Source organism: Pseudoalteromonas tetraodonis (assembly GCF_002310835.1).
Taxonomy (GTDB): Bacteria; Pseudomonadota; Gammaproteobacteria; order Enterobacterales; family Alteromonadaceae; genus Pseudoalteromonas; species Pseudoalteromonas tetraodonis.
Genome location: NZ_CP011042.1, coordinates 410,113 through 430,357, shown reverse-complemented (window position 1 = coordinate 430,357; position 20,245 = coordinate 410,113). Strand labels below are relative to the sequence as shown.

24 protein-coding genes and 1 other annotated feature are annotated in these 20,245 nt (G+C 38.3%); of the genes, 12 read left to right on the top strand and 12 right to left on the bottom strand.

Annotated features, from left to right (window positions below):
• Positions 1-110 precede the first annotated feature (110 nt).
• On the top strand, positions 111-1,553 hold the full coding sequence (locus PTET_RS17660) for a tetratricopeptide repeat-containing sulfotransferase family protein (protein WP_013463117.1): 1,443 nt from the start codon (positions 111-113) through the stop codon (positions 1,551-1,553).
• On the opposite strand, the gene PTET_RS17655 is transcribed toward PTET_RS17660, so the two are convergent.
• Positions 1,522-2,430: an alpha/beta fold hydrolase gene (locus tag PTET_RS17655; RefSeq protein WP_013463116.1), complete on the bottom strand. Its 909-nt coding sequence runs from the start codon at positions 2,428-2,430 to the stop codon at positions 1,522-1,524. The two genes, PTET_RS17660 and PTET_RS17655, sit on opposite strands and share 32 nt — an antisense overlap.
• Before the next feature lie 129 nt (positions 2,431-2,559).
• Here PTET_RS17655 and rlmF point away from each other — a divergent pair, with 129 nt between their 5' ends.
• Complete coding sequence (rlmF, locus tag PTET_RS17650; RefSeq protein ID WP_013463115.1) at positions 2,560-3,492, top strand: 23S rRNA (adenine(1618)-N(6))-methyltransferase RlmF; 933 nt, start codon at positions 2,560-2,562, stop codon at positions 3,490-3,492.
• 18 nt (positions 3,493-3,510) lie between these two features.
• On the top strand, positions 3,511-4,515 hold the full coding sequence (gene ltaE / locus PTET_RS17645; RefSeq protein WP_013463114.1) for a low-specificity L-threonine aldolase: 1,005 nt from the start codon (positions 3,511-3,513) through the stop codon (positions 4,513-4,515).
• Here ltaE and PTET_RS17640 read toward each other — a convergent pair.
• From PTET_RS17640 to PTET_RS17625, 4 genes are all read right to left on the bottom strand, one after another.
• Entirely contained in the window at positions 4,498-5,082 is a 585-nt protein-coding gene (locus tag PTET_RS17640; protein ID WP_013463113.1) for a thymidine kinase, read from the bottom strand. The genes ltaE and PTET_RS17640 overlap by 18 nt on opposite strands.
• Before the next feature lie 80 nt (positions 5,083-5,162).
• Complete coding sequence (locus PTET_RS17635; RefSeq protein ID WP_013463112.1) at positions 5,163-5,630, bottom strand: methylated-DNA--[protein]-cysteine S-methyltransferase; 468 nt, start codon at positions 5,628-5,630, stop codon at positions 5,163-5,165.
• On the bottom strand, positions 5,627-6,979 hold the full coding sequence (locus PTET_RS17630; RefSeq protein ID WP_013463111.1) for a DNA-3-methyladenine glycosylase 2 family protein: 1,353 nt from the start codon (positions 6,977-6,979) through the stop codon (positions 5,627-5,629). The genes PTET_RS17635 and PTET_RS17630 overlap by 4 nt, the downstream gene beginning before the upstream one ends.
• 70 nt (positions 6,980-7,049) lie before the next feature.
• The gene (locus tag PTET_RS17625; RefSeq protein WP_013463110.1) at positions 7,050-7,538 is read right to left on the bottom strand and encodes a GNAT family N-acetyltransferase; all 489 of its coding nucleotides are present in this window, start codon (positions 7,536-7,538) and stop codon (positions 7,050-7,052) included.
• A gap of 266 nt (positions 7,539-7,804) precedes the next feature.
• Here PTET_RS17625 and PTET_RS17620 point away from each other — a divergent pair, with 266 nt between their 5' ends.
• Positions 7,805-8,659, top strand: coding sequence for a cation diffusion facilitator family transporter (locus tag PTET_RS17620; RefSeq protein WP_013463109.1), 855 nt, complete (start codon positions 7,805-7,807; stop codon positions 8,657-8,659).
• Positions 8,660-8,794: 135 nt separating this feature from the next.
• On the opposite strand, the gene PTET_RS19085 is transcribed toward PTET_RS17620, so the two are convergent.
• Positions 8,795-8,956 carry a hypothetical protein gene (locus tag PTET_RS19085; RefSeq protein ID WP_013463108.1) on the bottom strand — a complete coding sequence of 54 codons (162 nt, stop codon included), beginning with the start codon at positions 8,954-8,956 and terminating at the stop codon, positions 8,795-8,797.
• A gap of 381 nt (positions 8,957-9,337) precedes the next feature.
• Here PTET_RS19085 and bfr (PTET_RS17615) point away from each other — a divergent pair, with 381 nt between their 5' ends.
• Complete coding sequence (bfr, locus tag PTET_RS17615) at positions 9,338-9,811, top strand: bacterioferritin (protein WP_013463107.1); 474 nt, start codon at positions 9,338-9,340, stop codon at positions 9,809-9,811.
• A gap of 11 nt (positions 9,812-9,822) precedes the next feature.
• Entirely contained in the window at positions 9,823-10,287 is a 465-nt protein-coding gene (bfr, locus tag PTET_RS17610; protein WP_008112262.1) for a bacterioferritin, read from the top strand.
• 106 nt (positions 10,288-10,393) lie between these two features.
• Here bfr (PTET_RS17610) and PTET_RS17605 read toward each other — a convergent pair whose 3' ends face one another.
• From PTET_RS17605 to PTET_RS17590, 3 genes are all read right to left on the bottom strand, one after another.
• On the bottom strand, positions 10,394-10,588 hold the full coding sequence (locus PTET_RS17605; protein WP_013463106.1) for a (2Fe-2S)-binding protein: 195 nt from the start codon (positions 10,586-10,588) through the stop codon (positions 10,394-10,396).
• A 538-nt stretch (positions 10,589-11,126) separates the two neighbouring features.
• Positions 11,127-11,741, bottom strand: coding sequence for a response regulator (locus PTET_RS17595; protein ID WP_013463099.1), 615 nt, complete (start codon positions 11,739-11,741; stop codon positions 11,127-11,129).
• Entirely contained in the window at positions 11,719-12,864 is a 1,146-nt protein-coding gene (locus PTET_RS17590; RefSeq protein ID WP_013463100.1) for a sensor histidine kinase, read from the bottom strand. The genes PTET_RS17595 and PTET_RS17590 overlap by 23 nt, the downstream gene beginning before the upstream one ends.
• A gap of 150 nt (positions 12,865-13,014) precedes the next feature.
• On the opposite strand from PTET_RS17590, the gene PTET_RS17585 reads away from it, so the two are divergent.
• The 3 genes from PTET_RS17585 to PTET_RS17575 all read left to right on the top strand — a co-directional run bounded on the left by PTET_RS17585 (position 13,015) and on the right by PTET_RS17575 (position 14,969).
• The gene (locus PTET_RS17585) at positions 13,015-14,184 is read left to right on the top strand and encodes an acyltransferase family protein (protein ID WP_041695990.1); all 1,170 of its coding nucleotides are present in this window, start codon (positions 13,015-13,017) and stop codon (positions 14,182-14,184) included.
• Positions 14,185-14,234: 50 nt separating this feature from the next.
• The gene (locus PTET_RS17580) at positions 14,235-14,534 is read left to right on the top strand and encodes a hypothetical protein (protein WP_013463102.1); all 300 of its coding nucleotides are present in this window, start codon (positions 14,235-14,237) and stop codon (positions 14,532-14,534) included.
• Positions 14,535-14,639: 105 nt separating this feature from the next.
• On the top strand, positions 14,640-14,969 hold the full coding sequence (locus PTET_RS17575; RefSeq protein ID WP_147154729.1) for a hypothetical protein: 330 nt from the start codon (positions 14,640-14,642) through the stop codon (positions 14,967-14,969).
• Positions 14,970-15,551: 582 nt separating this feature from the next.
• Here PTET_RS17575 and PTET_RS17570 read toward each other — a convergent pair.
• Together PTET_RS17570 and PTET_RS19080 are read right to left on the bottom strand one after the other, a co-directional pair.
• Complete coding sequence (locus PTET_RS17570) at positions 15,552-16,226, bottom strand: hypothetical protein (protein ID WP_013463096.1); 675 nt, start codon at positions 16,224-16,226, stop codon at positions 15,552-15,554.
• Positions 16,227-16,346: 120 nt separating this feature from the next.
• Positions 16,347-16,511 carry a hypothetical protein gene (locus PTET_RS19080; protein WP_157743020.1) on the bottom strand — a complete coding sequence of 55 codons (165 nt, stop codon included), beginning with the start codon at positions 16,509-16,511 and terminating at the stop codon, positions 16,347-16,349.
• A gap of 91 nt (positions 16,512-16,602) precedes the next feature.
• On the opposite strand from PTET_RS19080, the gene PTET_RS17565 reads away from it, so the two are divergent.
• From PTET_RS17565 to PTET_RS17555, 3 genes are all read left to right on the top strand, one after another.
• Positions 16,603-17,822, top strand: a protein-coding gene (locus PTET_RS17565) for an IS3 family transposase (protein WP_236613520.1) whose coding sequence is annotated in 2 segments (ribosomal slippage) — positions 16,603-16,891 and positions 16,891-17,822 — 1,221 coding nt in all. Because the reading frame shifts where the segments join, the coding sequence is not laid out codon by codon here.
• Positions 16,881-16,997 (top strand) — a sequence feature (AL1L pseudoknot). It overlaps the preceding gene by 117 nt.
• Before the next feature lie 172 nt (positions 17,823-17,994).
• Positions 17,995-18,375, top strand: a complete 381-nt coding sequence (locus PTET_RS17560) for a hypothetical protein (RefSeq protein WP_024606317.1) — start codon at positions 17,995-17,997, stop codon at positions 18,373-18,375.
• A gap of 240 nt (positions 18,376-18,615) precedes the next feature.
• Positions 18,616-19,053 (top strand): hypothetical protein, encoded by a 438-nt coding sequence (locus tag PTET_RS17555; RefSeq protein ID WP_013463093.1) that lies wholly within the window; start codon positions 18,616-18,618, stop codon positions 19,051-19,053.
• 43 nt (positions 19,054-19,096) lie between these two features.
• On the opposite strand, the gene PTET_RS17550 is transcribed toward PTET_RS17555, so the two are convergent.
• The gene (locus PTET_RS17550) at positions 19,097-19,669 is read right to left on the bottom strand and encodes a YolA family protein (protein ID WP_013463092.1); all 573 of its coding nucleotides are present in this window, start codon (positions 19,667-19,669) and stop codon (positions 19,097-19,099) included.
• Positions 19,670-20,245: the final 576 nt, after the last annotated feature.

Sequence of the window (20,245 nt, the reverse complement as noted above, 5' to 3'; positions counted from 1 at the left end):
ATGCATTTCGCCTTTTTATTGCCCTTTATAAACCCATTTAAAATGACTTTTACACTCGCATTTTTTGTGACTTTGGGGTTATAGTAATTAAAAAGAATATTAGTTGTATTATGCTACTAAAAAAAGCGGACCAGTTATTATCACAAAACAAGCTCAGAGAAGCTGAGTTTCATTACAAAATGCTATTACAAGCAGAGCCTGATAATGGTGACGCCCTGTTTGGCTTAGGTAAAGTAGCACTGCGTTTAGAACAATTTGATGCCGCTGTTTATATACTACAACGAGCGTGTCAGCATCTCCCTTATGCATTAGAACCTTTGTATGCACTAAGTGATGCATTTAATGCGGTCAACTCTCCTGAAGATGCGCAAAAAGTACTCGAATACGCAACAAGTATTGCCGCAGACAACCCAGACACTCATTATTATTTAGCCCAGCACTATTTAACCTTTGGCGAGCTTGATAAAGCGCATGCCACGTTTGAGGAAGCATTAAAGCTTGGAATAGCACCAGTTACGGCTTATGTTTTATTTGAATTGGTACAATTAGGGCGCTTTAATAAAGCAAATAATTACATCGATCAGTTACACCACTTTTTAACGCAAACAAATAACCTACGCTTAAAAATGGTCTGCTACTATGCTTTAGCTAAAAGTTACGACAAGTTAGACGATACTGATCAAGCGTTTAACTATTTTGTGATTGCCAATCAGCAACAACACAAACTCAGTGAATTTAATACTGAAGATTTAATTGGGTTTTATGATCAACTTATTGAATATAATAATGAAAGTGTGCTCAATTTAGCAAACCTAAATAAGCAGTATCCTGTTACGCCCGTGTTTATTATTGGTATGCCACGAAGCGGCTCAACCTTACTGGAGCAGATGTTAGCAGGACACAGTCAATGGGCAACGCTTGGAGAAGACACCAGTATTAGTAATAAGGTCGTCGCTTTTTTAGAACATAAAACAGGGTTACGCTACCCTCAATGCTTAACTAAGCTAGCAACGCCTTTAATTAACCAAGCCAGAGCTATATATTTAGATACCTTAAGTTCTTCTGGGAGCAATTGCGCATTTGTGATCAATAAACTGCCTAGCAACTACCAAAACTTAGGGTTAATTTATATTCTATTCCCAGACGCTAAGTTTATTAACCTGAGTCGCAACTTTCATGCAACCGCATTTTCAGTGTTTACTAATTACTTTGCTGAAAACGAACCCTATTTTTGTGATTTAAATGAATTTACTTTGTACCATCAGCTTTATGAAAAACTGATGAGCCATTGGCAGCAATTTAACCGCTTAGCTATTTATAATTTAAGTTATGAGCAGTTAATTGAAAACCCTAAAGATCAATTAACCACACTATTGAGTTTTACTGGCTGTGAATTTGAACAGACTTGTTTAGACTTTTACAAAAATAAAAGCGCCGTTACAACGCTCAGTAAACATGCCATCAGGCAACCTGTAAATAACAAAAGCCTTGATAAATGGCAGCGTTATGAAGCCCCTTTACTTAGTTTGCTCTCGTTGCCTCAAACCAATTAAGCACATCTATAAATTGTTCTTGGCGTGCCTGTGGATGGGTAAGCATATTAATATGGTCGTAATCTACTTTGTGCCCAAAGCGGCGGCCATATATTTGCATTTTTTGCACCCCAGTACCTGACTCATCAATAAACTTTTGAATATCGATAGGCTGTGCCAATGCTTTATCTTTTACTGCCGCAATATGTAACGTCGGAGGAAGCGTGAGATTTGCTAATGTTTTAGCGTAATCAAAGCCATCATCACTGTCTATCCACGGATTTTTCTTAGCCCACTGCATACTTTGATAATGGGACTTTTGAGTTTCATCATCACTGCCCCACTTTAAGCGTTTTGCTGGTAAATAACCGTGTTTTTTCGCTAATATTGGCGCCATAAAATACCAAATTAAATTGGCCTGAAATAACTTTTTAGGGTGGTTATTAAATAGCGAACGCTTTGAACCAAAATAGGCACACGCTTTTACATCGTTTATCAGCTCAGGGAAGCGAGCAAACACGCTATTAAGCAACACCCCACCCCAAGAATGAGCAACTAAAAAGTCAGGTTTTTTACTCTCTAACTGTTCAATTTTTTCAATAAATGCCGGAATATCTTCAACAATCGCCTCAGTTTGTCCATACCGTGCTTGCTTACAAATAGCAGGTTTACTTTCACCACGCCCGCGTAAATCAGCGACATAACAACAATACCCTTGTTCAGCTAAAAAAGGCGCTAACCCTTTATTGCTATGAGTGTAAAATATTTTGCCATTTTCTACCGCACCATGAATTAATAACACCACAGGGCCGCTCGGCTTCTGGTTGGCGATACGGCGCAAATGCAGTGTTTGATGGTCATCTAATTTAATAAAAACAGATTGTTGAGTAACTGCCAAAGCGAATTCCTTATAATTGCTAACAACTCATCCTACCAGTAATGTCTGGTAAGCCAAAGGGAAAATTATGCACTTTTTCTGTCTGTATTTGTTACTATTGGCTTTTATTCCTGTTGTTAAAAAAGCCTCATGAAAGCAAAATCAACTCGTTCTAAATTACATCCGCGCAATCAACACAAAAATGGTTACGATTTTAATTTGCTTACCTCGCAAACCCCTTCGTTAACTGCTTTTTTAATTACGACGCCAGCAGGCAATCAAAGTATTGATTTTAGTAATAACTTAGCTGTAAAAACCTTGAATCAGGCGCTATTAAAAAGTCATTACAACATTAACTTTTGGGACATACCTAAGCACAACTTATGCCCACCTATTCCAGGAAGAGTTGACTATATTCATTACTTAGCTGACTTACTCAGCGAAGATAATCAGCAGGTTATTCCCACTGGCCGACAAATTAAAGTGCTTGATATAGGCACTGGCGCTAACTTAGTTTACCCGCTAACGGGCAATAGCGAATACCAATGGCACTTTACTGGCAGCGACATCGATTTAGCAGCAATAAAAATAGCCAAGCAGCTCGCTCAGTTTAATGATTTAAAAATAACGCTTAAACAACAAAAAAATCCCGAGCATATTTTTAAAGGGGTGGTTAATGCGAAAGATTTATATCACCTAACGATGTGTAACCCGCCATTTCATGCCAGCGCAGAAGAAGCCAATAAAGGCAGTGAGCGTAAATGGAAAAACTTAGGTAAAGCCCCCAGTAACGCCCTCAACTTTGGTGGCCAAAGTAATGAGTTATGGTGTGAAGGCGGCGAGCTGACCTTTATTTCTAACATGATCAAAGAAAGCGCTCAGTTCAGTGAGCAAGTGATCTGGTTCACCTCGTTGGTTTCTAAAAAAGAGACCCTTGCTGCTTTACAAACACAGCTAAAACAGCTCCCTATTTGCGACTATAAAATCGTTGAAATGGCACAAGGGCAAAAAGTCAGTCGCTTTATTGCGTGGAGTTATTTTGATAAAACGACCCGTGAACAAATTTGTGAAGAATTCATATAACAACCATAAGGACCACTCATGATAGATTTTCGCTCAGACACAGTGACCAAGCCTTGCAATAAAATGCGAGATATTATGTATCATGCCCCGGTTGGCGATGATGTATACGGTGATGATGAAAGCGTTAACCAATTGGAAGCCTATGCTAGATTGCGTTTTAATGTGGCCGATGCATTATTTTGTAGCTCCGGCACGCAAGCAAACTTATTGGCATTAATGGCGCATTGTGAGCGAGGTGATGAGTATATTTGTGGGCAAAGTGCTCATAACTACAAGTTTGAAGGCGGTGGCGCTGCCGTTTTAGGCTCTATTCAACCACAACCTATTGAAAATGAAGCCGATGGTAGCCTATGTTTTACTAAAATTGCTGCTGCAATAAAACCCGATGATAGCCACTTTGCGAAAACGCGATTACTGAGCCTTGAAAACACCATAGGTGGCAAAGTACTGGGTATTGATTATTTAATTAAAGCACGTGAATTTGTTGATCAACATAACTTAGCACTGCATTTAGATGGCGCGCGAGCATTTAATGCCGCAGCCGAGCTTAACCTTGATATTAAAGAAATCACCAAACACTTTGATTCAGTCTCTATTTGTTTATCAAAAGGCTTAGGTGCACCTGTTGGCTCATTATTATTAGGTTCTGAGCAGTTAATCGCTAAAGCAAGACGCTGGCGTAAAGTGCTTGGCGGCGGTATGCGCCAAGCGGGTATGTTAGCTGCTGCGGGGCAATATGCGTTAGAAAATAACACTCAACGTTTAGTCGATGATCACGCTAATGCGCGTTATTTAGCACAGCAGTTAAGTGAAATTTCAGGCTTTGAAGTAAATATGAGTAATACCACAAATATGGTTTACGCTACGTTTGATAACAGCATAAACATCACAAAGCTAGCAGCCGATTTAAAAGCACAAGGCATTCTTATTAGCCCAAGTAAGCAACTTAGGCTAGTAACCCATTTAGGTATTACCCAAGCGGATATAGATACCTTTATTAAAGCCTTAACGGCCCATATTTAACGCGGCTTTATAATGTTTGCGGCACACCGACTCATAACGGTCGTTGCCGCCAATTTCTACTTGCTTACCATCGGCAATAGCCTCACCATTTTCATCGGTACGTAATACGTGATTTGCTTTACGCCCACAATGACACACCGTTTTAAGCTCAATTAGCTTATCAGCCCAAGCAAGTAAATACTGTGACCCTATAAACAGCTCCCCTCTAAAGTCGTTGCGCAATCCGTAACACAATACGGGTATTCCTAACTCATCAACCACATCGGTTAACTGCATAACTTGGTCTTTTGATAAAAACTGACATTCATCTACCAGCACACAATGGCGTTTTTTATCTGCATTAAGAGCTTGAATAAGCGCAAAAACATCTATATCTGCATCATAAATATGCGCATCTGCTTGCAAGCCAATACGTGAGGATACTTTACCCACTCCGGCTCTATCATCGATAGCCGCCGTGAGGATCACCGGCTCCATACCACGTTCTTTATAATTGAATGCAGATTGTAGTAAGGTGGTTGATTTACCTGCATTCATTGCAGAGTAGTAAAAGTATAATTGCGCCATTGTCGTGCCTTCAAATAAAAAGTGCGCTTATGCTACCTTAAAGTGCTCAGAATACAAATTTGGATACGTTATTTAGCTATTTATTTTGCTTCATGCTCTAGTAACCATTGCTTGCGCTCTAAACCACCTGCATAACCAGTTAGTTTTTTATTTGCGCCAATAATACGATGACACGGCACAATAATACTGATTGGGTTTTTTCCATTTGCAGCCCCTACCGCTCTCACAGCTTTAGGGTTGTTTAACTGCTCGGCAATATCTTTATAAGTCGCCACTTTTCCATAGGGTACGCTACACAATGCTTGCCATACACTTTGCTGAAATGGCGTACCGCCAGTATCGAGTTCTAAATCAAACTCGGTACGCGAATGAGCAAAGTACTCATTAAGCTGCGCCACACAAGATAAAACATGCGAATTATTTATCTCGTTTAAAGGCGTACTGATATAACTGGCCGGTGGATAAAACCCCACATAACTAATACCTTTTTCAGTTGCCTGAATAATAATGTCATCAATCGGGCTGGGTAAACTGGTTTGCACTATCATAATTGCTGCCAAAGTTGAAAAGTTAAGTAAGATCGAAATGGTGCGCAGTTCTTAGGTTCAAAAGAACGTACTGCCGCTTGGGCTTTTTTAACCCCTAAATCACCATCGAGTAAAATATCGGGCTGGCTTTGGCCGCGTAACTTTGCATAATTAACCGTCCATGGGCCAATCCCTTTTAAACTAAGCCATTGATCTAAGTCATCACAATCTGGATTCACGGCACAAAATTCAGCGAGGTTATGCAATGCATTTTTACGCGCCTGTGGCATTTTAAAGAATGCAAAATCACTGTGTGCTAACACTTCAGGCTCAGGAAAATAGACCTGTTGGTGTTGCTTTTCACCAAGCTGTGTTACTAAATTAGTCACTAGGTTGTGCGCCGCTGCTACACTGACTTGTTGCCCAAGTACAGCCCTAACTCCCGCCTCAAAACTTGACCAAATACCCGGTAACCTTAAGCCTTTAGTAAGTGGAAATGCATTATTAATGTGTTCGCTTAAATGCGCCTCAATTAAATAAGTATCTGCATCTAAATCAAGTATACGGCGAATGTTGTTAATAACTGGATGTAAATATTGCGTATTATCTATATCAATTTGCACCCGAAAATGATGTTTATCTGCAACAAACTCAGCATCAAAACGCCCTCTACACGATTTATAAGTAAAAGTACGCCCATAACTGGTTGGCGTTAACCACTCTATTGGCTGAATTAATCGTTTTGCTAAAAACCCATGCAATGCCTGCCAGTTATACGGCGGACGAAAAGGCAAAATTAAGGTGAGCCCAATATCAGCTGGGTGCTTGGCGGTTCTGAGCGCTGAGGGCGCAATATTAAGTTGTTTTAAAAAAGCATCATTAAAACGCCTAACACTTTTAAAGCCTGAGGCAAACGCTATCTCGGTAAGCGGTAAGCTAGTTTCTTGAATCAATTTTTTTGCAAAATGACATTGGTTAAACAATCGATATTGCGTGATAGAAATGCCAAAATATTGAGAAAATAATCGCCTTAAATAACGGCTGCTTATTCCTAAACGCGTGGCGAGCTTTTCGCAGTCGTGCTGATTATCCTGATCAATTAATTGCTTGGCTCGTAGAGCCGTTGTTTTTGTTCCCTGCCAAGCCGCACTTCCTGGTGCACTATCGGGCCGACAACGAATACAAGGCCTGAAACCAGCTTGCGCGGCAGAGTGCGCAAACTGATAGTAGACTACATTTTTTTCGTGAGCTGTGGGCGCAGGGCAAATTGGCCTGCAATAAATACCGGTACTTTTAACGGCTACATAAAAAAGCCCATCGAAACGCGCATCACGACTTTGACGTGCTTTTTGCCAGTGCTGATCACCCATAAAATGCTCTTGTAAATTAGGTAGCGCTTAGCTTAGCAAAAACTAAGCGTATTACTGGCCATATTCGGCACTAATCTTTATTTGCAAAATCAATTAATGCCTGACCCGTTAAACGATATATAATCCATTCATTTTGTGGCTCAGCGCCCATACTATTATAAAAATCAATCGCGGGTTTATTCCAATCAAGTACCACCCATTCAAAGCGACCACAGTCTTTATTGATTGCTCTGTTTGCCAGTTCTTTCATAATGGCTTTACCAGCGCCATTTCCGCGGCTATCTGGGCTCACGTATAAATCTTCTAGATAAAGACCATTTTTACCTAACCAAGTCGAGTAGTTGTGAAAATATACTGCAAAGCCTATTGGCTCATCATCTTGTAAACATATTAAACTGTGCGCCGTTGCGCCTTCACAAAACAGGGTGTTTAAAATGGCTTGCTCATCGGTTTTAACTGCATCAGGTTCTTTTTCGTAAATAGCAAGCTCATTGATAAAGTGTAGAATTGTTTTTGCATCACTTGGCTTTGCATCGCGAATTTCTATTGCTGTGTTCATTGTTATTGACCCTTAAAAAACTACTTTTATGCCTGGTAAGCATCTAATTTAATATAAAAAGTGCTTAACTAATTATGATAATTTAAGCCATTAATACATTTATTTATACCCTAGCATATCGTTTTATATTCAATAAGTAACGTTCATGAGCTTATTTCAATTTATTCATTAGGGCATTAAAAAAACAAATTAAAACAACGCTTTTATATATGGCAAAAAGTTGTCATTATGAGTACACAGTAAAGCAATGAGGAAGTTTAACTAAAATGGGTCATGGTCATTCACACAGTCACGTTGATGATAACCAAAGTGATAAACAGCTCACTCTTGCCGTATTTATAAATGTTTTACTGACTGCAGTGCAAGTTGTTGGCGGCGTATTTTCCGGCAGTCTTTCATTAATTGCCGATGCATTACATAACCTAAGTGATGCGGCCTCAATTTTTATTGCCCTCGTTGCTCGAAAAATTGGCAATAAGCAAGCTGATACAACCCACCATTTTGGCTACAAACGTGCAGAAATTCTAGCAACTCTTTTTAATAGCACCACGTTAATAGTCATCGGTGGTTATTTAATTTTTGAGGCCATAAGTAGTTATTTAAACCCTCAACCTATCAATGGCTGGATCATTGTGTGGGTTGCTGCAGTAGCGCTATTCATTGATTTAGTCACTGCATTATTAACCTTTAAAGCCGGCGCTAAAAACAACATGAATATAAAGGCGGCGTTTATTCATAATGTGTCTGATGCCATGGCCTCTATTGTGGTTATTATTGCCGGTACTTTAATTATTTTATACCAGTGGTATGTAGTTGATTTAATAGCGACGATATTGATATCACTGTATGTTATTTATCACGGCGTATTATTACTTAAAGCCAGCTGCAGCATTTTAATGCAGGCAGCCCCCATTGGTTTTGACCAGCAACTTATCAGTAAAAAGTTACTGCAACAGTTTGCCATTACTCAAATAAAATCAATAAAAGCATGGCAACTCGACGATAACACCACACACTGTGAAATTGTGATGCAAACAGATACCCTTATTGAGCTTAACGCCATTAAACATTATTTACATGATGAATTTGCAATTGAGCACTGTGTAATCGAGTGTTACTAATCACTGTTTTCAATAACCAAAATGATTACATTAAAGCTCTAAGTAGGTTTACTTATATTAGATAGACTTCTCAGCGGTTTTTATTTAAACCGCTACAAAAATACGATAGATAAGTATTATCACAAATTAATTAAATTAAAGAGTACTGATAGTTGCTGCTGCAAGAGGCAGCATTAAGTTTTCAGCTTTATCTGCTTTTTTCACGGATATTTGTGTAAACAATAAATGTCCACTTCCCTGCTCCTTAGCCTTTCTTACTTCATTAATTACAGAGCCGTGAGCTGGGTGCAAAGACATCACCCCGCTACAATAGCAATAATTAGATTACGAGAGTGGCTACAAAATAAATTGAGTGAAAAAACTCAGTTGTGTAAATATTTCAGTTTTACTGTATTCATCCCAGAATTCGAAGTAATAAAGCGTAAAAGAACAACCTCAACACTTAGAATAGCTGCAATACTTTACTTAATAACCTTAGTAAGTATGCCTTTTTATGTTATAAAAAATGTAACTTGCTGATCTAAAATACAAATAACAACTTGTCCATTTGTCAGCCAGCAATGCAAACTTAAACAAGAATCAAACTCAATATTAACCATATGATTTATAAGTAAATTACTTGCAATTCTGTGCCTATATACTAGACTAGCCACAATTAGAATTTTTAGGATAAGCGCTATGAAAGGTAATCAAAAAGTAATCGACGCCTTCAATACATTGTTAGCTAACGAATTAGCTGCTATTGACCAGTATTTTATTCATTCTCGTATGTACGATGATTGGGGCTTAAACAAACTTTATGAGCGTCTTAACCATGAAATGGAAGAAGAAAAAGACCACGCTGACTGGCTAATCAAGCGTATTCTTTTTTTAGAAGGCGTACCAAACATGACCAAACGTCGTGATCTGTTAATTGGTGACGATGTAAAAAGCATGATGCAAAACGACTTAACCTTAGAACTTGAAGTGGTTGAGTGTGTTAAAGAAGTTATTGCCATCTGTGAACAACAGCAAGATTATCAATCACGTGAAATTCTAGAAAAGCTATTATTTGATACCGAAGAAGATCACGTCTACTGGTTAGAGCAACAATTGGGTCTGATTGACAAAATTGGCACTCAAAACTATCACCAAGCTCAAATGGGCGAATAAGGACTTATATTATGAAAGGCGATAAAGACGTTATTGCAGCACTAAATAAAGTACTTGCTAATGAGCTTGTGGGTATTAACCAATACTTTTTACATGCACGTATGTTTAAAGATTTTGGTTTTAGTAAACTAGACAAAGCTGATTACAAAGTATCGATACAAAAAATGAAAAACGCCGACCGTTTAATTGAGCGTATTTTATTTTTAGAAGGCTTACCTAATCTTCAAGATTTAGGACGTTTACGTATAGGCGAAAACAGCGAAGAAATGATTGCCGCTAACATGAGCTTTGAACTTGATACCGTAGACGAGCTACGTGCTGCCATTAAACTCGCTGAAAGTAAGAAAGATTACATTAGCCGTGAAGCGCTCGACAACATTTTAAATGAGCAAGAAGAACAAATTGATTGGCTCGAAACACAACAACTGTTGATCAAAAACACTGGGCTTGAAAACTACTTACAATCGCAACTGTAAGTTAAAGTTATAAATACAAAAAAAGCAGCTAAGGCTGCTTTTTTTATGTTTAATTTTTAAATGTTAAACCAATTCGTTTAGATAGGGGTAATTATATAGATTACTCTTAAGCCACTTGATCGGTTATATCTGCAATTTGAATCAGTTTACGATTGAGGATCTTTTTAGTACAACAACAACACTTACCGCATTGGCTGCCCACTTTAAGCTCTTTAGTTAGCTCGCGCATGGTAGTAGCACCATCGTCGATGGTTTGCTCAATTTTTTTATCGGTCACACCGTGACAAAGACAAATATACATGAATACAAACAACTCTCAATTTCATTTAGTAGGTTTATACTAATCTAAACGAAAATAGTTATCAATTGGTTTTTTATAAAAATTGATTTTTTTGCATTTTTTTTGGCCAGCGCCACTTAAATTGAGAATTCGCGGCAGCTTGAGAATTGTTTGAGTTTTAATCGAGGTATGGCACTTAAATCGAGATTTATTAACTAAAGTCTCGCCTTAAATTTAAGTAGGTTTAGATTTAGGTAAATAGTTGAATGATTAAAATGAATTACATTAAGCCTGAAGAAGCCTTAATGTATAAATATAGAATTAATGCGTAGGCTATTTCTGGTTTGTGCCATGAGCAGACTGAAGATCTTTAATGTCTGAAATCAAGATTTGGGTGATGCCAATCATACTCATTGCTAGGTCACAAAAAGTGGAACGCCTAGTAAAGCTCGCATGGATAGTCGCCTGTTTGTATATTAGTTGGTTTTGTTTACTCTTATTTATGTTGATTGCACCACTTAAGCCTAATCGAAAATAGTAATTTGGTATTCTTCGCATGTTAAATTAGGTTGTGATTAATGGCTTTTATAACGGCCTGAGTGCGGTCTTTTACCTCTAATTTAGCAAGGATTTGTGACACATGATTACGAATAGTCCCCTCAGAGTTATCTAACTTTTTGGCAATCACTTTGTTCGACATGCCTAAAGACAAACACTGCAATACGGTTTGTTCTTTGCCTGTTAAGCAGAGCTGAGGGCTTAGTTGCTTTTTGAGTAGAAAATCAGTCACCGCACTTTGCAATACTCGCTCACCTGCAACGACCTGCTTGATAGCGCTAATGAGTTCTTCAAGTTCAATGTTTTTAAGTACATATCCACGAGCACCTAGATTAAGGGCTTTGACTAATACATCACAATCTTCAAATGTGGTGATGATTAGCACGGGGGTTTTATCACCCTTCTCGCGCATTTTTTGCAGCACCCCGAGCCCATCTAAATTCGGCATTCTCATATCGAGTAAAGCAATGTCAAAACTATGCTCAGCTAATAGTGCAAGCGCTTGCAAGCCATCTTCAGCTTGGGCTTCTATATTAATGGCGTTATCGAGGTTAAGTAAATTAGCGAGGCCTAAACGAACTAAGGTCTGATCTTCAACTAGTAGGCACTTTATCATGGCTTTTTTCTTCTAAATTTAGTGGTAGGGTCATGGTATTGATCAGTGTTTCTTGCTCAAGGTGTTGTGAAAATTCACCACCAAATTGTGCCATTCGCTCATTTAATCCTGCTAATCCGTTCCCTTGTTTTGGTAAATGGGTCTCTGGTTGATTGTGATACGCTTTTGCAATTAACAGCGGCTGTTGGCCAACGTGGGAGACATTTACATGCAAAGTAAAATGGTTTGCTTGGGTATGTTTAAGGGTGTTGCTGATCATCTCTTGGGTAAACCGCAATACACACAGGGCAAAGTCTTGCGGGAGCTGCTCTGTCTCCTTACTTAGTTGGAGATCACAGTGTAAATTAGGTGTTAGTTCGCAAATGGCCTCAAGAGCTTGCTTAAGTATCGTTTTGTCATTGCGCTGAGTGGAAACGATTTCGCGCACCTCTGCCAATACTTCTTGGCTAAGTTGGTGGCAAAGAGAGAGGGTTTCAACGGTGGCTTCATTTGCAGCTCTTTTAGCAAAATCTAAATTAATGCTGAGCGCGGTAAGCTTATGGCCGAGTGAATCATGGAGCTCGCGTGATATATTTTGTCGCTCTTGCGCTGCATGCATCGCCCCCATCATGTGTTGGGTGGCTTTTAACTCTTTATAGTTTTGTCGGGATTGGTAATGTGTATTTAAACTTTCGACAATCCGGCGACTGACAAACCAATTCATCAAGCAAAAGAAAAACCAAATTGTAAACGTGATCCAAGGAATGCCATTTTCCCAGCGCGCATAATGCGTTAAACCATACACCAGCATGGCGGCCACAACACAAGCCAGTATCTTAGGAAGCGAAAAATGAGGACTAAAAACCGCGGTAAACATCACTAGGTGGATAAAAACTAAGGATGTTGAACTCAGTTGTATCATTGCCAAAATAAGCAAGAAATAGCCAAGCGCTACGCCGTGAACAAATTTGTTGGGTTGTTTTAACACATACAGCAAAATAGCTAAAATGGAACCACTTACTATGATTTGCAAATATAGTGCTAATTCTGAGTTGGCATAATAGGCACACGCCGATGTCACCCCAAGCCACGATGCCAATGTTGAAAAATGCCAATCGGTTGTATGTCGTATAGTTGATTCCATTACTGTGGCCATATTTTTTTAGCAATTATTGCAGAACTCACGTTGTAAAAACAGTGACATCTGTCATAGCTCGGGCTATGAGCTTTGTGACTAGTGCCATGAAACCTCATTCATTTATGCTTGATTAATAAAAGTTAGTTGGGCACATTAATGAATAAAGACAGTCGATTACACTACATTGATAATTTACGCAGCCTCGCGCTATTGCTCGGCATCGTATTTCATGCCGCTTTAGCCTACAGTCCGTTCTTTAGCAATATTTGGTTTACGGCAGACCCAAGCACACATGGTCTATTTGATTATATTACGCATACGCTGCACTTATTTCGTATGCCGTTATTTTTTATTATTGCAGGGTTTTGCAGTGCACTTTTAATAGATAAATCGAGCAACGCGCGCTTTTTACATCATCGCAGTAAACATATTCTACTGCCTTTTATTGTATTTTTACCGTTAAGCTTTGCCGTTTACTACCATGCCTTGAGTTTTGGAGCCGGTATAGCTAATCCAATACCGCCGATTTTTGCTGTGTTTAAAGTTATTAAAGAGCCTGTTGTTAGCACTATGCACTTATGGTTTTTGTGGAACTTATTCCAGTTTTGCTTAATTCACTGGTTGTTGAAAACAACTAACTTATTAGGCAATAAATTCGATGCGCTTAGCGCTCACCCTTTATTTATGTGGGTTGTACTTCCCATCGTGTTAACGTTTTCTTTAATGGGGCAATCTATTCCATTTCCTGCTCCTGATAAACTCACGCCACAGTTATGGTCGTATGGTTTTTACGGCAGTTTTTATTGGTTGGGAGTGGGGCTTAATAAAAAACAGCAACTCATTTGGTCATATAATAAGTACTTATGGCCTCTTATTTTGGGTGTTGCACTATCACTGACTGCTTATTTTTCTTTATTACCAGCCGCGCCAAGCTTAGATGAAGTGATTGCCGCCGCAACTACTGGGTATTTTGCCGCAGCGGGAGAGCTACATGTATTGCATGTTTTATCACAAGGACTGAGTGTTATTTTGTTAACCGCCATAACGTTTTTACTTGGGCATCGTTTTTTAAATCACCAAAGTAAGCTCAGTCGCAGCATCTCAAATGCATCATATTGGATTTATTTAATACATGTGCCAGTGCTGATTTATATTCAGATGCCATTAATTAATACTAGTTGGCCAGTTTTAGTAAAGTTTATAGTTAGCGTGGTTGTTACATTACTTATAGGTCAAATAAGTTATTTATTATTAGTTAAAAATACGTGGTTGGGCGCACTACTTAACGGTAGGCAAACCAAGAGAAAGGTAATACAGTCAGCTTAAATATCGTCACTTGGTAATGACTTAAAAGCACCACATAAAGGAATACTATTATGCATGCAATAACAATCAAATCGACCATCGCCACGATTCAACAAGGGGCAATCAAAGCCGACGGCAAATTTTGGCTAACCAACACCGATATTCATTTTGCGCCGTTGAATGCACAATTTGGGTTAGGGCCTTATATGTTTGCACGGTGTGAAATTGTAAAAGTGAGTAAGTGCTCTGGTAAAGTTGCGGGTATTTTGCCTTATACACATGATGCAATTGAAATCGTATTAAAAGATGGTAATAAATATCAATTCATTGTCTCGAATCCAATTGAATGGATTAAATTAATTAACCAATAGTTTAAAGTACAAACGCTGGTAGTCCATAAAAGTAACTATTGTTTTAATGTACCTAATAATGCACGATAAAACATGTCACTATTTTATTGGGCATATAGTAAGCACATGGATTTGATAAAAACGCTTTTGCTTAAGCTCCGTTTAGGTAAAAAAGCCGAACCCCTCATCGTTTTAGGGAAAAAACTATCAAACAACAATAACGTGGTAGTTAAGTCGCTTGAGTTATATTGGTTTTCGCCTGAAGCATATTTCGACGATATCAGTGAGTTTGAGAAAGACAATTGTTTTATTGAATCTGTTGATGATATAACCCCTGTTGATGCATTGGTGAGAGCGCTGAGTAGTGCAAATGCCGTTGTTTGTGTTATTAATCGCTCTGAGCCTTCCTTTACTTGTTTTGCCACTATTACAAAAGCTCGTGCCCATTCGTTTTGAAAAAGCCGACGAGGATCAAATCTTGACTTCAGATATCAAAACTTTTGATTGACTGCTTCGCTCAAAGTCGACCTATAGAGTTATTACGTTAACTCATTTTGGGGCAGAAACGAGTTTGGACTTCTCAGCTTTTACTAGATACAAGCTTATAATCTTAAAGCACAAAACGGAAGTAAACTTCCGGTTTTAAAGCCTGTATTGCTATATTTCGAAAGCAAACTTCCGTTTCTATGGCTTCAAAGGTCGTTTTCGGAAATATACACCTGTTTTCTTGATAGTGTTAACCTAGATTGCTAAATGAGCAACTTTTCAAGGGCTTTTTTGAGCGATAACCGGACACTGAAAAAGTTAAATTTATTCCTGTGTTTTAAGTAGAAATCTAATTTTGTCCAATAACATTATTAAACGCCGTTTTGGGGCAAAATAACATGCTTAATTCCTAGCTGTTTTAATTACTTGTTTACAAAGGTAATTATTGGTGAAATTATCAGGGTATGTAATATACGCCGTTTCGGTGTGTTATAAACCACCAAAATGGTGTTCAATAAGCTGTTAGCTGTTTTGCTATGTTCTAGGCTTTTTTCAAATAAAAACATCGACTTTCTTTTTGTCGGTTAACAATAAAGCAGCCTTTTCTTGATATAAATCAAAAGTATCGTCTGATATAAATTTATCAAACGTATTAATTATTTCTTTCATGTAAGAGGCTCTTACTTGATAAGTCTGACGTTCAGGATATTCTTTAGCAAGTCCATCTAATTTCTCTGAACTATTAGAAAAATACTCCATAACATTAATTTTTTTATCAGGATCTACATCCCCTCCACCATAAGAAAGGATCCTAAGTTTAGACTCTAAACTATTCATATCTTCTCTTTTTTTGGATATTATGGGGTTTCCTGACTTACCTAATCTAACTGGTTCATCACTATCGTATTTTTGTGTGTATTCTCGTTCCATTTCATTCACATTTTTAACAATACTATGAAGTTCTTTTATACTCATATTAGAAAAGTTGAGCTCTTCTTTTTTAAATACTTTTTCATATGCACTTCCCTCAATTAATGATGAATCAAAAGCATTATTGTCTTTTTTTTCTTTAACTTTAGGATCAAGGTGAGTTGTGTTTATATTAATTTTTAAGCCACTTTCGCTTGTTTTAGTAGAAAAGCTTTTTATTTTTTCATCATCACTGTTTGTAAAAATAGATATTTTACTTTCAAATAGAGTAGGTAGTAGATTGGTGCTGATTTTCATAAAAATCCTTTTTCATATGTCGTTTTCTTTTATCGACATAATTTTATAAAACTTAAGCTTTTATTTTAGATTGTTTTCTATTAACGACTCATAGGGCTGAGTCGTTAATAGAAAGTTTAACTAGCCACCAGATCTTACTTCATAAGTAATTCCACCATAAGTAGATCCAGTTGTTGTTTTATTTTCAACTTCCCAATAATAAGTGCCTGCATTAAAGATAGAAGTGGAAACTGCTACGCTATATCCGCCAGCAACTCTATCTCCATTGCTATCAACCAAAGTCACTTTGAAATCATGTCCGTCATAGTTTCTTAAAATTGCAAAACTGAATCGCCCCGTGTTTGCCAGAGACTCAATAACTTGAGAAACTGGAACTATGAAAAAATCAAATCGCTATACATCAGAATTTCGTGAACGTGCAATTAGGCTTGTTACCACACAACAGCATGAATACCCTTCTCTTTGGGCTGCGCTAGTATCGATTTCAGATAAACTGGGATGTACCCCAGAAACACTTAGAGCATGGGTCAAGAAATCTCAAGCTCAACCGTCTAAACCCTCTTCTAATACGCAATCAACTGAAGAACGCCTTGCCGTCTTAGAGCGCGAGAATAAAGAGCTCAAGCGAACGAATGATATCCTGAGGCAAGCTGCCGCTTTTTTCGCCCAAGCGGAGCTCGACCGCAAACAGAAGTAATAGTGGATTTTATTGATGCTTGCAGAGAGCATTACGGTGTCGAGTCAATTTGCAAGGAATTGCCGATTGCACCATCAACGTATTATTCTCATAAACAGATACAAAGAGAGCCTGAGCGACTGTCTAACCGCAAAAAGCGTGATGCTGAGCTGATAATACTCATTCGCGAAGTGTGGGAGGATAATATGTCAGTTTATGGTGCAAGAAAAATATGGAAGCAGCTACAGCTTGACGACCATCAAGTCGCCCGCTGTACAGTCGAACGATTGATGCGAGTTATGGGAATTCAAGGTGTTCGTCGGGGTAAAGCACATAAGACAACGATACCTGACGAGCAACAAGATAAGCCACTTGATTTAGTTAATCGTCAATTTACTGCTGAGCAGCCAAATCAACTTTGGGTAGCTGACATCACCTATGTTGCCACATGGAGTGGGTTTGTTTATGTCGCTTTCGTGATAGATGTTTTTTCACGATACATTGTAGGTTGGCGTGTATCAACGACAATGCACACAGAGCTTATTCTTGATGCGTTAGAGCAAGCTATTTGGCATCGTGGCAACCCCGAAGGGTTAATTCACCACAGCGACAGAGGCAGCCAATATTTGTCTATACGATACACTGAGCGACTTGCTGAAGCTGGAATTCAAGCGTCTATAGGCAGTGTGGGTGACTCTTATGACAATGCATTGGCTGAAACAATAAATGGATTATTTAAAACAGAGATTATTCGCAGAAATGGCCCGTGGAAGAATGTTGATGCTGTTGAATACGCAACGTTAGAGTGGGTCAATTGGTTTAATAATCAACGCTTATTATCTTCAATTGGGTATATTTCACCAGCTCAATATGAAACAGACTACTATGATAATTTAAACGAGTCAGGTAAAGTGGCCTGACTTAAACAAACTGGTCTCCGATGAACTCGGGGCGATTCATTTGTATACATTCGACAGCGTGCCTATTATCTCATTTTGTCATACACAGTTTTCATCTAAAATAACCTGTTGCGCCTTTAAAAATAGGCGTATACGCTTTGTTTACACCCGTATACATCAGAGGTATTTTAGAATGGCTATTCTAAGCATCCGAATTGACGATAAATTAAAAGAGTCTTTAAGTAGTGAGGCGCAAAAGGAAGGTATTTCTTTATCTGAATATGTGAAGAAATCACTGGAAATTAAGAGCGTTGATACTCATATACTAGCAACAGAGAAAAACTTAAAAAGCTCTGTTGATAGTATTAAAGATTTAGCGCTCGTCTCTCAGGAGACTGTACACGAAGTTGAACTAAATATTCAGCGGCTAAATGAATCGCTTAAAAATGCAAATCACTTAAAAGAAATCAAAAAATTGAAATGGATATTGATTTCTATATCCCTCATCTTTGTATCAATCTCGATCCCAATATTTCACTTTAATATTGCTTATTTCAAAACCTTCTTTTATTAGGCTTTATCCTGAATAATTTAAGGCCTATGAGCCAAGCCTATTAGTAAATATTCCAGTTACCGGAAAGCCTTTGCCGTCCAACACCTCTGTATTAAGCTTTTCACTTTACGATGAATTACCTTCAACAACTTAATTTAAATAAACTTTTTAAAGGCGTTTTCAAAAGACTATAAGTGTATAATTATGGCGCAGGTTTTGCAGTTAATATCACTCATACGATCATACTAAGGAAAAGAACCTATGCGAGTTGATGCAAACGTACATTATTTTAATGGGAACCAGCGTACCAAGCCTTCAACAGAGGCCTCAACGTCATTTTCGGCTGCATTAACAGCAGCACAAACAGACAATGATAAGACTGACAGCAGCACAAAACAGGCGGATTTCACTAGTATGACCCGGCAAGAAATGCGGGACTGGGCCAACACTCAAATCCGCAATGGAGAAATGTCTCTCGATGACGGCAGGCCTTTCATGGCTATGACTATGAAAATACCCGTAAATGGAGGCGAACTGGCAGGTGCACACAGTGATGAAACACGATATAACTTCATTCAAAAAACGCGTGATGGCATCCAAGGCGCACTGTCACGCAATGACGAGACTACTTTGAAGATGTTAGAATCAGCTATGTCTATCATGCAAGACAAAAGTACTGGTGTTAACATTCGTATTTAGAAATATAAAAAGGCCAGAATGTCTGGCCTACATCATTAATAAATCAAAGAATACTGATCTGGACTGACATAGTATTCCATGGCGAATTAGTCGAAGTATTTTGGTATTTGAATAATCCGTTTTGATGACCATCGACATTGTATTCATTGAGGAAACCCACGACAGTTTGCCCAGCGGTACAAGGCCATGTGTAATTACTACCAGTCACACAAACAGGCGTACTTGAGTACATTGTGGAACTCGGAAGTAACCCACCGTTCATCCAAGCAATATGATTATAACCATAACCAATTTCTAAAACAGCAGTACGCAGCTGCTCTCCCCCATGATCACATGCAGTTGTTGTCATACCAACAGTGGACTCCCACCCACAATCAGTTGAACCAACAGCATATACCCACATTGAAGATAGCGGCGGAGCTGATGCTCGAGCCATTAATTCAGACTCCATGCGGATGTTTTTGATTTCGGCAGGAGCTGGAGCATTCTGACTAGTGAGTACAGGAAGGGAGGTAATTACTTGTTGACTGCGCGGAACTTCCTCAGCATAACTCATATTACTTACACCAGTTGCTATGACTACAGATAGCAGGCAATTAATTAAATTTATTTTCATAGTCCTTGAATTTCCCTTTTAATATCAATTGAAAGGTATTCATAGTTCACGCCTTTAGCATTGTCAAAAAATGAAAACATAATGATAAATAATTAATTTTTATATTTGTTAACTGATAGCAGAAAATCAAACACAAGACCTTCATCCAACAACTGAGTTTCACCGGTGAAACTTTAATTTTAGCGGCTAAAATAATGGGGTATCACACTTTGACCTGCAATACCCCCTACCTAACAATTAACCTATTAAACTTATAACCAATTGGGCTACAGAAATTAGGGAAATTAAATTAATAGAAAACCTTCCTTCTACTTTCACTTTATAATGAATATCTATTTTCATTCGCGTGCTCATTAATATTGATAGTGCCCCAACCGCAGTGTAATCTTAAATTGCCGTAAAAGATTGGCGGTTAGAACGTGGCATCCATGCCATTTTACTATCGTTGATTTTCAACCAGGCCTCGTGCCTGGTTACCTTCATTTTTTATGTTTCTTTGATACTAACAAAATTTTTTAACTATCTGCGGCGCTGAAAAAATTAACCTGTCGCCTTAGTTCCGCTTAATCATAATTT

What these genes read in the sequence shown, in the direction of transcription:
- PTET_RS17660 (WP_013463117.1), top strand. Translation starts at nt 111, where the DNA reads ATGCTACTAAAAAAAGCGGACCAGTTATTATCACAAAACAAGCTCAGA.
- rlmF (WP_013463115.1), top strand. Translation starts at nt 2,560, where the DNA reads ATGAAAGCAAAATCAACTCGTTCTAAATTACATCCGCGCAATCAACAC.
- ltaE (WP_013463114.1), top strand. Translation starts at nt 3,511, where the DNA reads ATGATAGATTTTCGCTCAGACACAGTGACCAAGCCTTGCAATAAAATG.
- PTET_RS17640 (WP_013463113.1), bottom strand. Translation starts at nt 5,082, where the DNA reads ATGGCGCAATTATACTTTTACTACTCTGCAATGAATGCAGGTAAATCA.
- PTET_RS17635 (WP_013463112.1), bottom strand. Translation starts at nt 5,630, where the DNA reads ATGATAGTGCAAACCAGTTTACCCAGCCCGATTGATGACATTATTATT.
- PTET_RS17630 (WP_013463111.1), bottom strand. Translation starts at nt 6,979, where the DNA reads ATGGGTGATCAGCACTGGCAAAAAGCACGTCAAAGTCGTGATGCGCGT.
- PTET_RS17625 (WP_013463110.1), bottom strand. Translation starts at nt 7,538, where the DNA reads ATGAACACAGCAATAGAAATTCGCGATGCAAAGCCAAGTGATGCAAAA.
- PTET_RS17620 (WP_013463109.1), top strand. Translation starts at nt 7,805, where the DNA reads ATGGGTCATGGTCATTCACACAGTCACGTTGATGATAACCAAAGTGAT.
- PTET_RS19085 (WP_013463108.1), bottom strand. Translation starts at nt 8,956, where the DNA reads ATGTCTTTGCACCCAGCTCACGGCTCTGTAATTAATGAAGTAAGAAAG.
- bfr (WP_013463107.1), top strand. Translation starts at nt 9,338, where the DNA reads ATGAAAGGTAATCAAAAAGTAATCGACGCCTTCAATACATTGTTAGCT.
- bfr (WP_008112262.1), top strand. Translation starts at nt 9,823, where the DNA reads ATGAAAGGCGATAAAGACGTTATTGCAGCACTAAATAAAGTACTTGCT.
- PTET_RS17605 (WP_013463106.1), bottom strand. Translation starts at nt 10,588, where the DNA reads ATGTATATTTGTCTTTGTCACGGTGTGACCGATAAAAAAATTGAGCAA.
- PTET_RS17595 (WP_013463099.1), bottom strand. Translation starts at nt 11,741, where the DNA reads ATGATAAAGTGCCTACTAGTTGAAGATCAGACCTTAGTTCGTTTAGGC.
- PTET_RS17590 (WP_013463100.1), bottom strand. Translation starts at nt 12,864, where the DNA reads ATGGAATCAACTATACGACATACAACCGATTGGCATTTTTCAACATTG.
- PTET_RS17585 (WP_041695990.1), top strand. Translation starts at nt 13,015, where the DNA reads ATGAATAAAGACAGTCGATTACACTACATTGATAATTTACGCAGCCTC.
- PTET_RS17580 (WP_013463102.1), top strand. Translation starts at nt 14,235, where the DNA reads ATGCATGCAATAACAATCAAATCGACCATCGCCACGATTCAACAAGGG.
- PTET_RS17575 (WP_147154729.1), top strand. Translation starts at nt 14,640, where the DNA reads ATGGATTTGATAAAAACGCTTTTGCTTAAGCTCCGTTTAGGTAAAAAA.
- PTET_RS17570 (WP_013463096.1), bottom strand. Translation starts at nt 16,226, where the DNA reads ATGAAAATCAGCACCAATCTACTACCTACTCTATTTGAAAGTAAAATA.
- PTET_RS17560 (WP_024606317.1), top strand. Translation starts at nt 17,995, where the DNA reads ATGGCTATTCTAAGCATCCGAATTGACGATAAATTAAAAGAGTCTTTA.
- PTET_RS17555 (WP_013463093.1), top strand. Translation starts at nt 18,616, where the DNA reads ATGCGAGTTGATGCAAACGTACATTATTTTAATGGGAACCAGCGTACC.
- PTET_RS17550 (WP_013463092.1), bottom strand. Translation starts at nt 19,669, where the DNA reads ATGAAAATAAATTTAATTAATTGCCTGCTATCTGTAGTCATAGCAACT.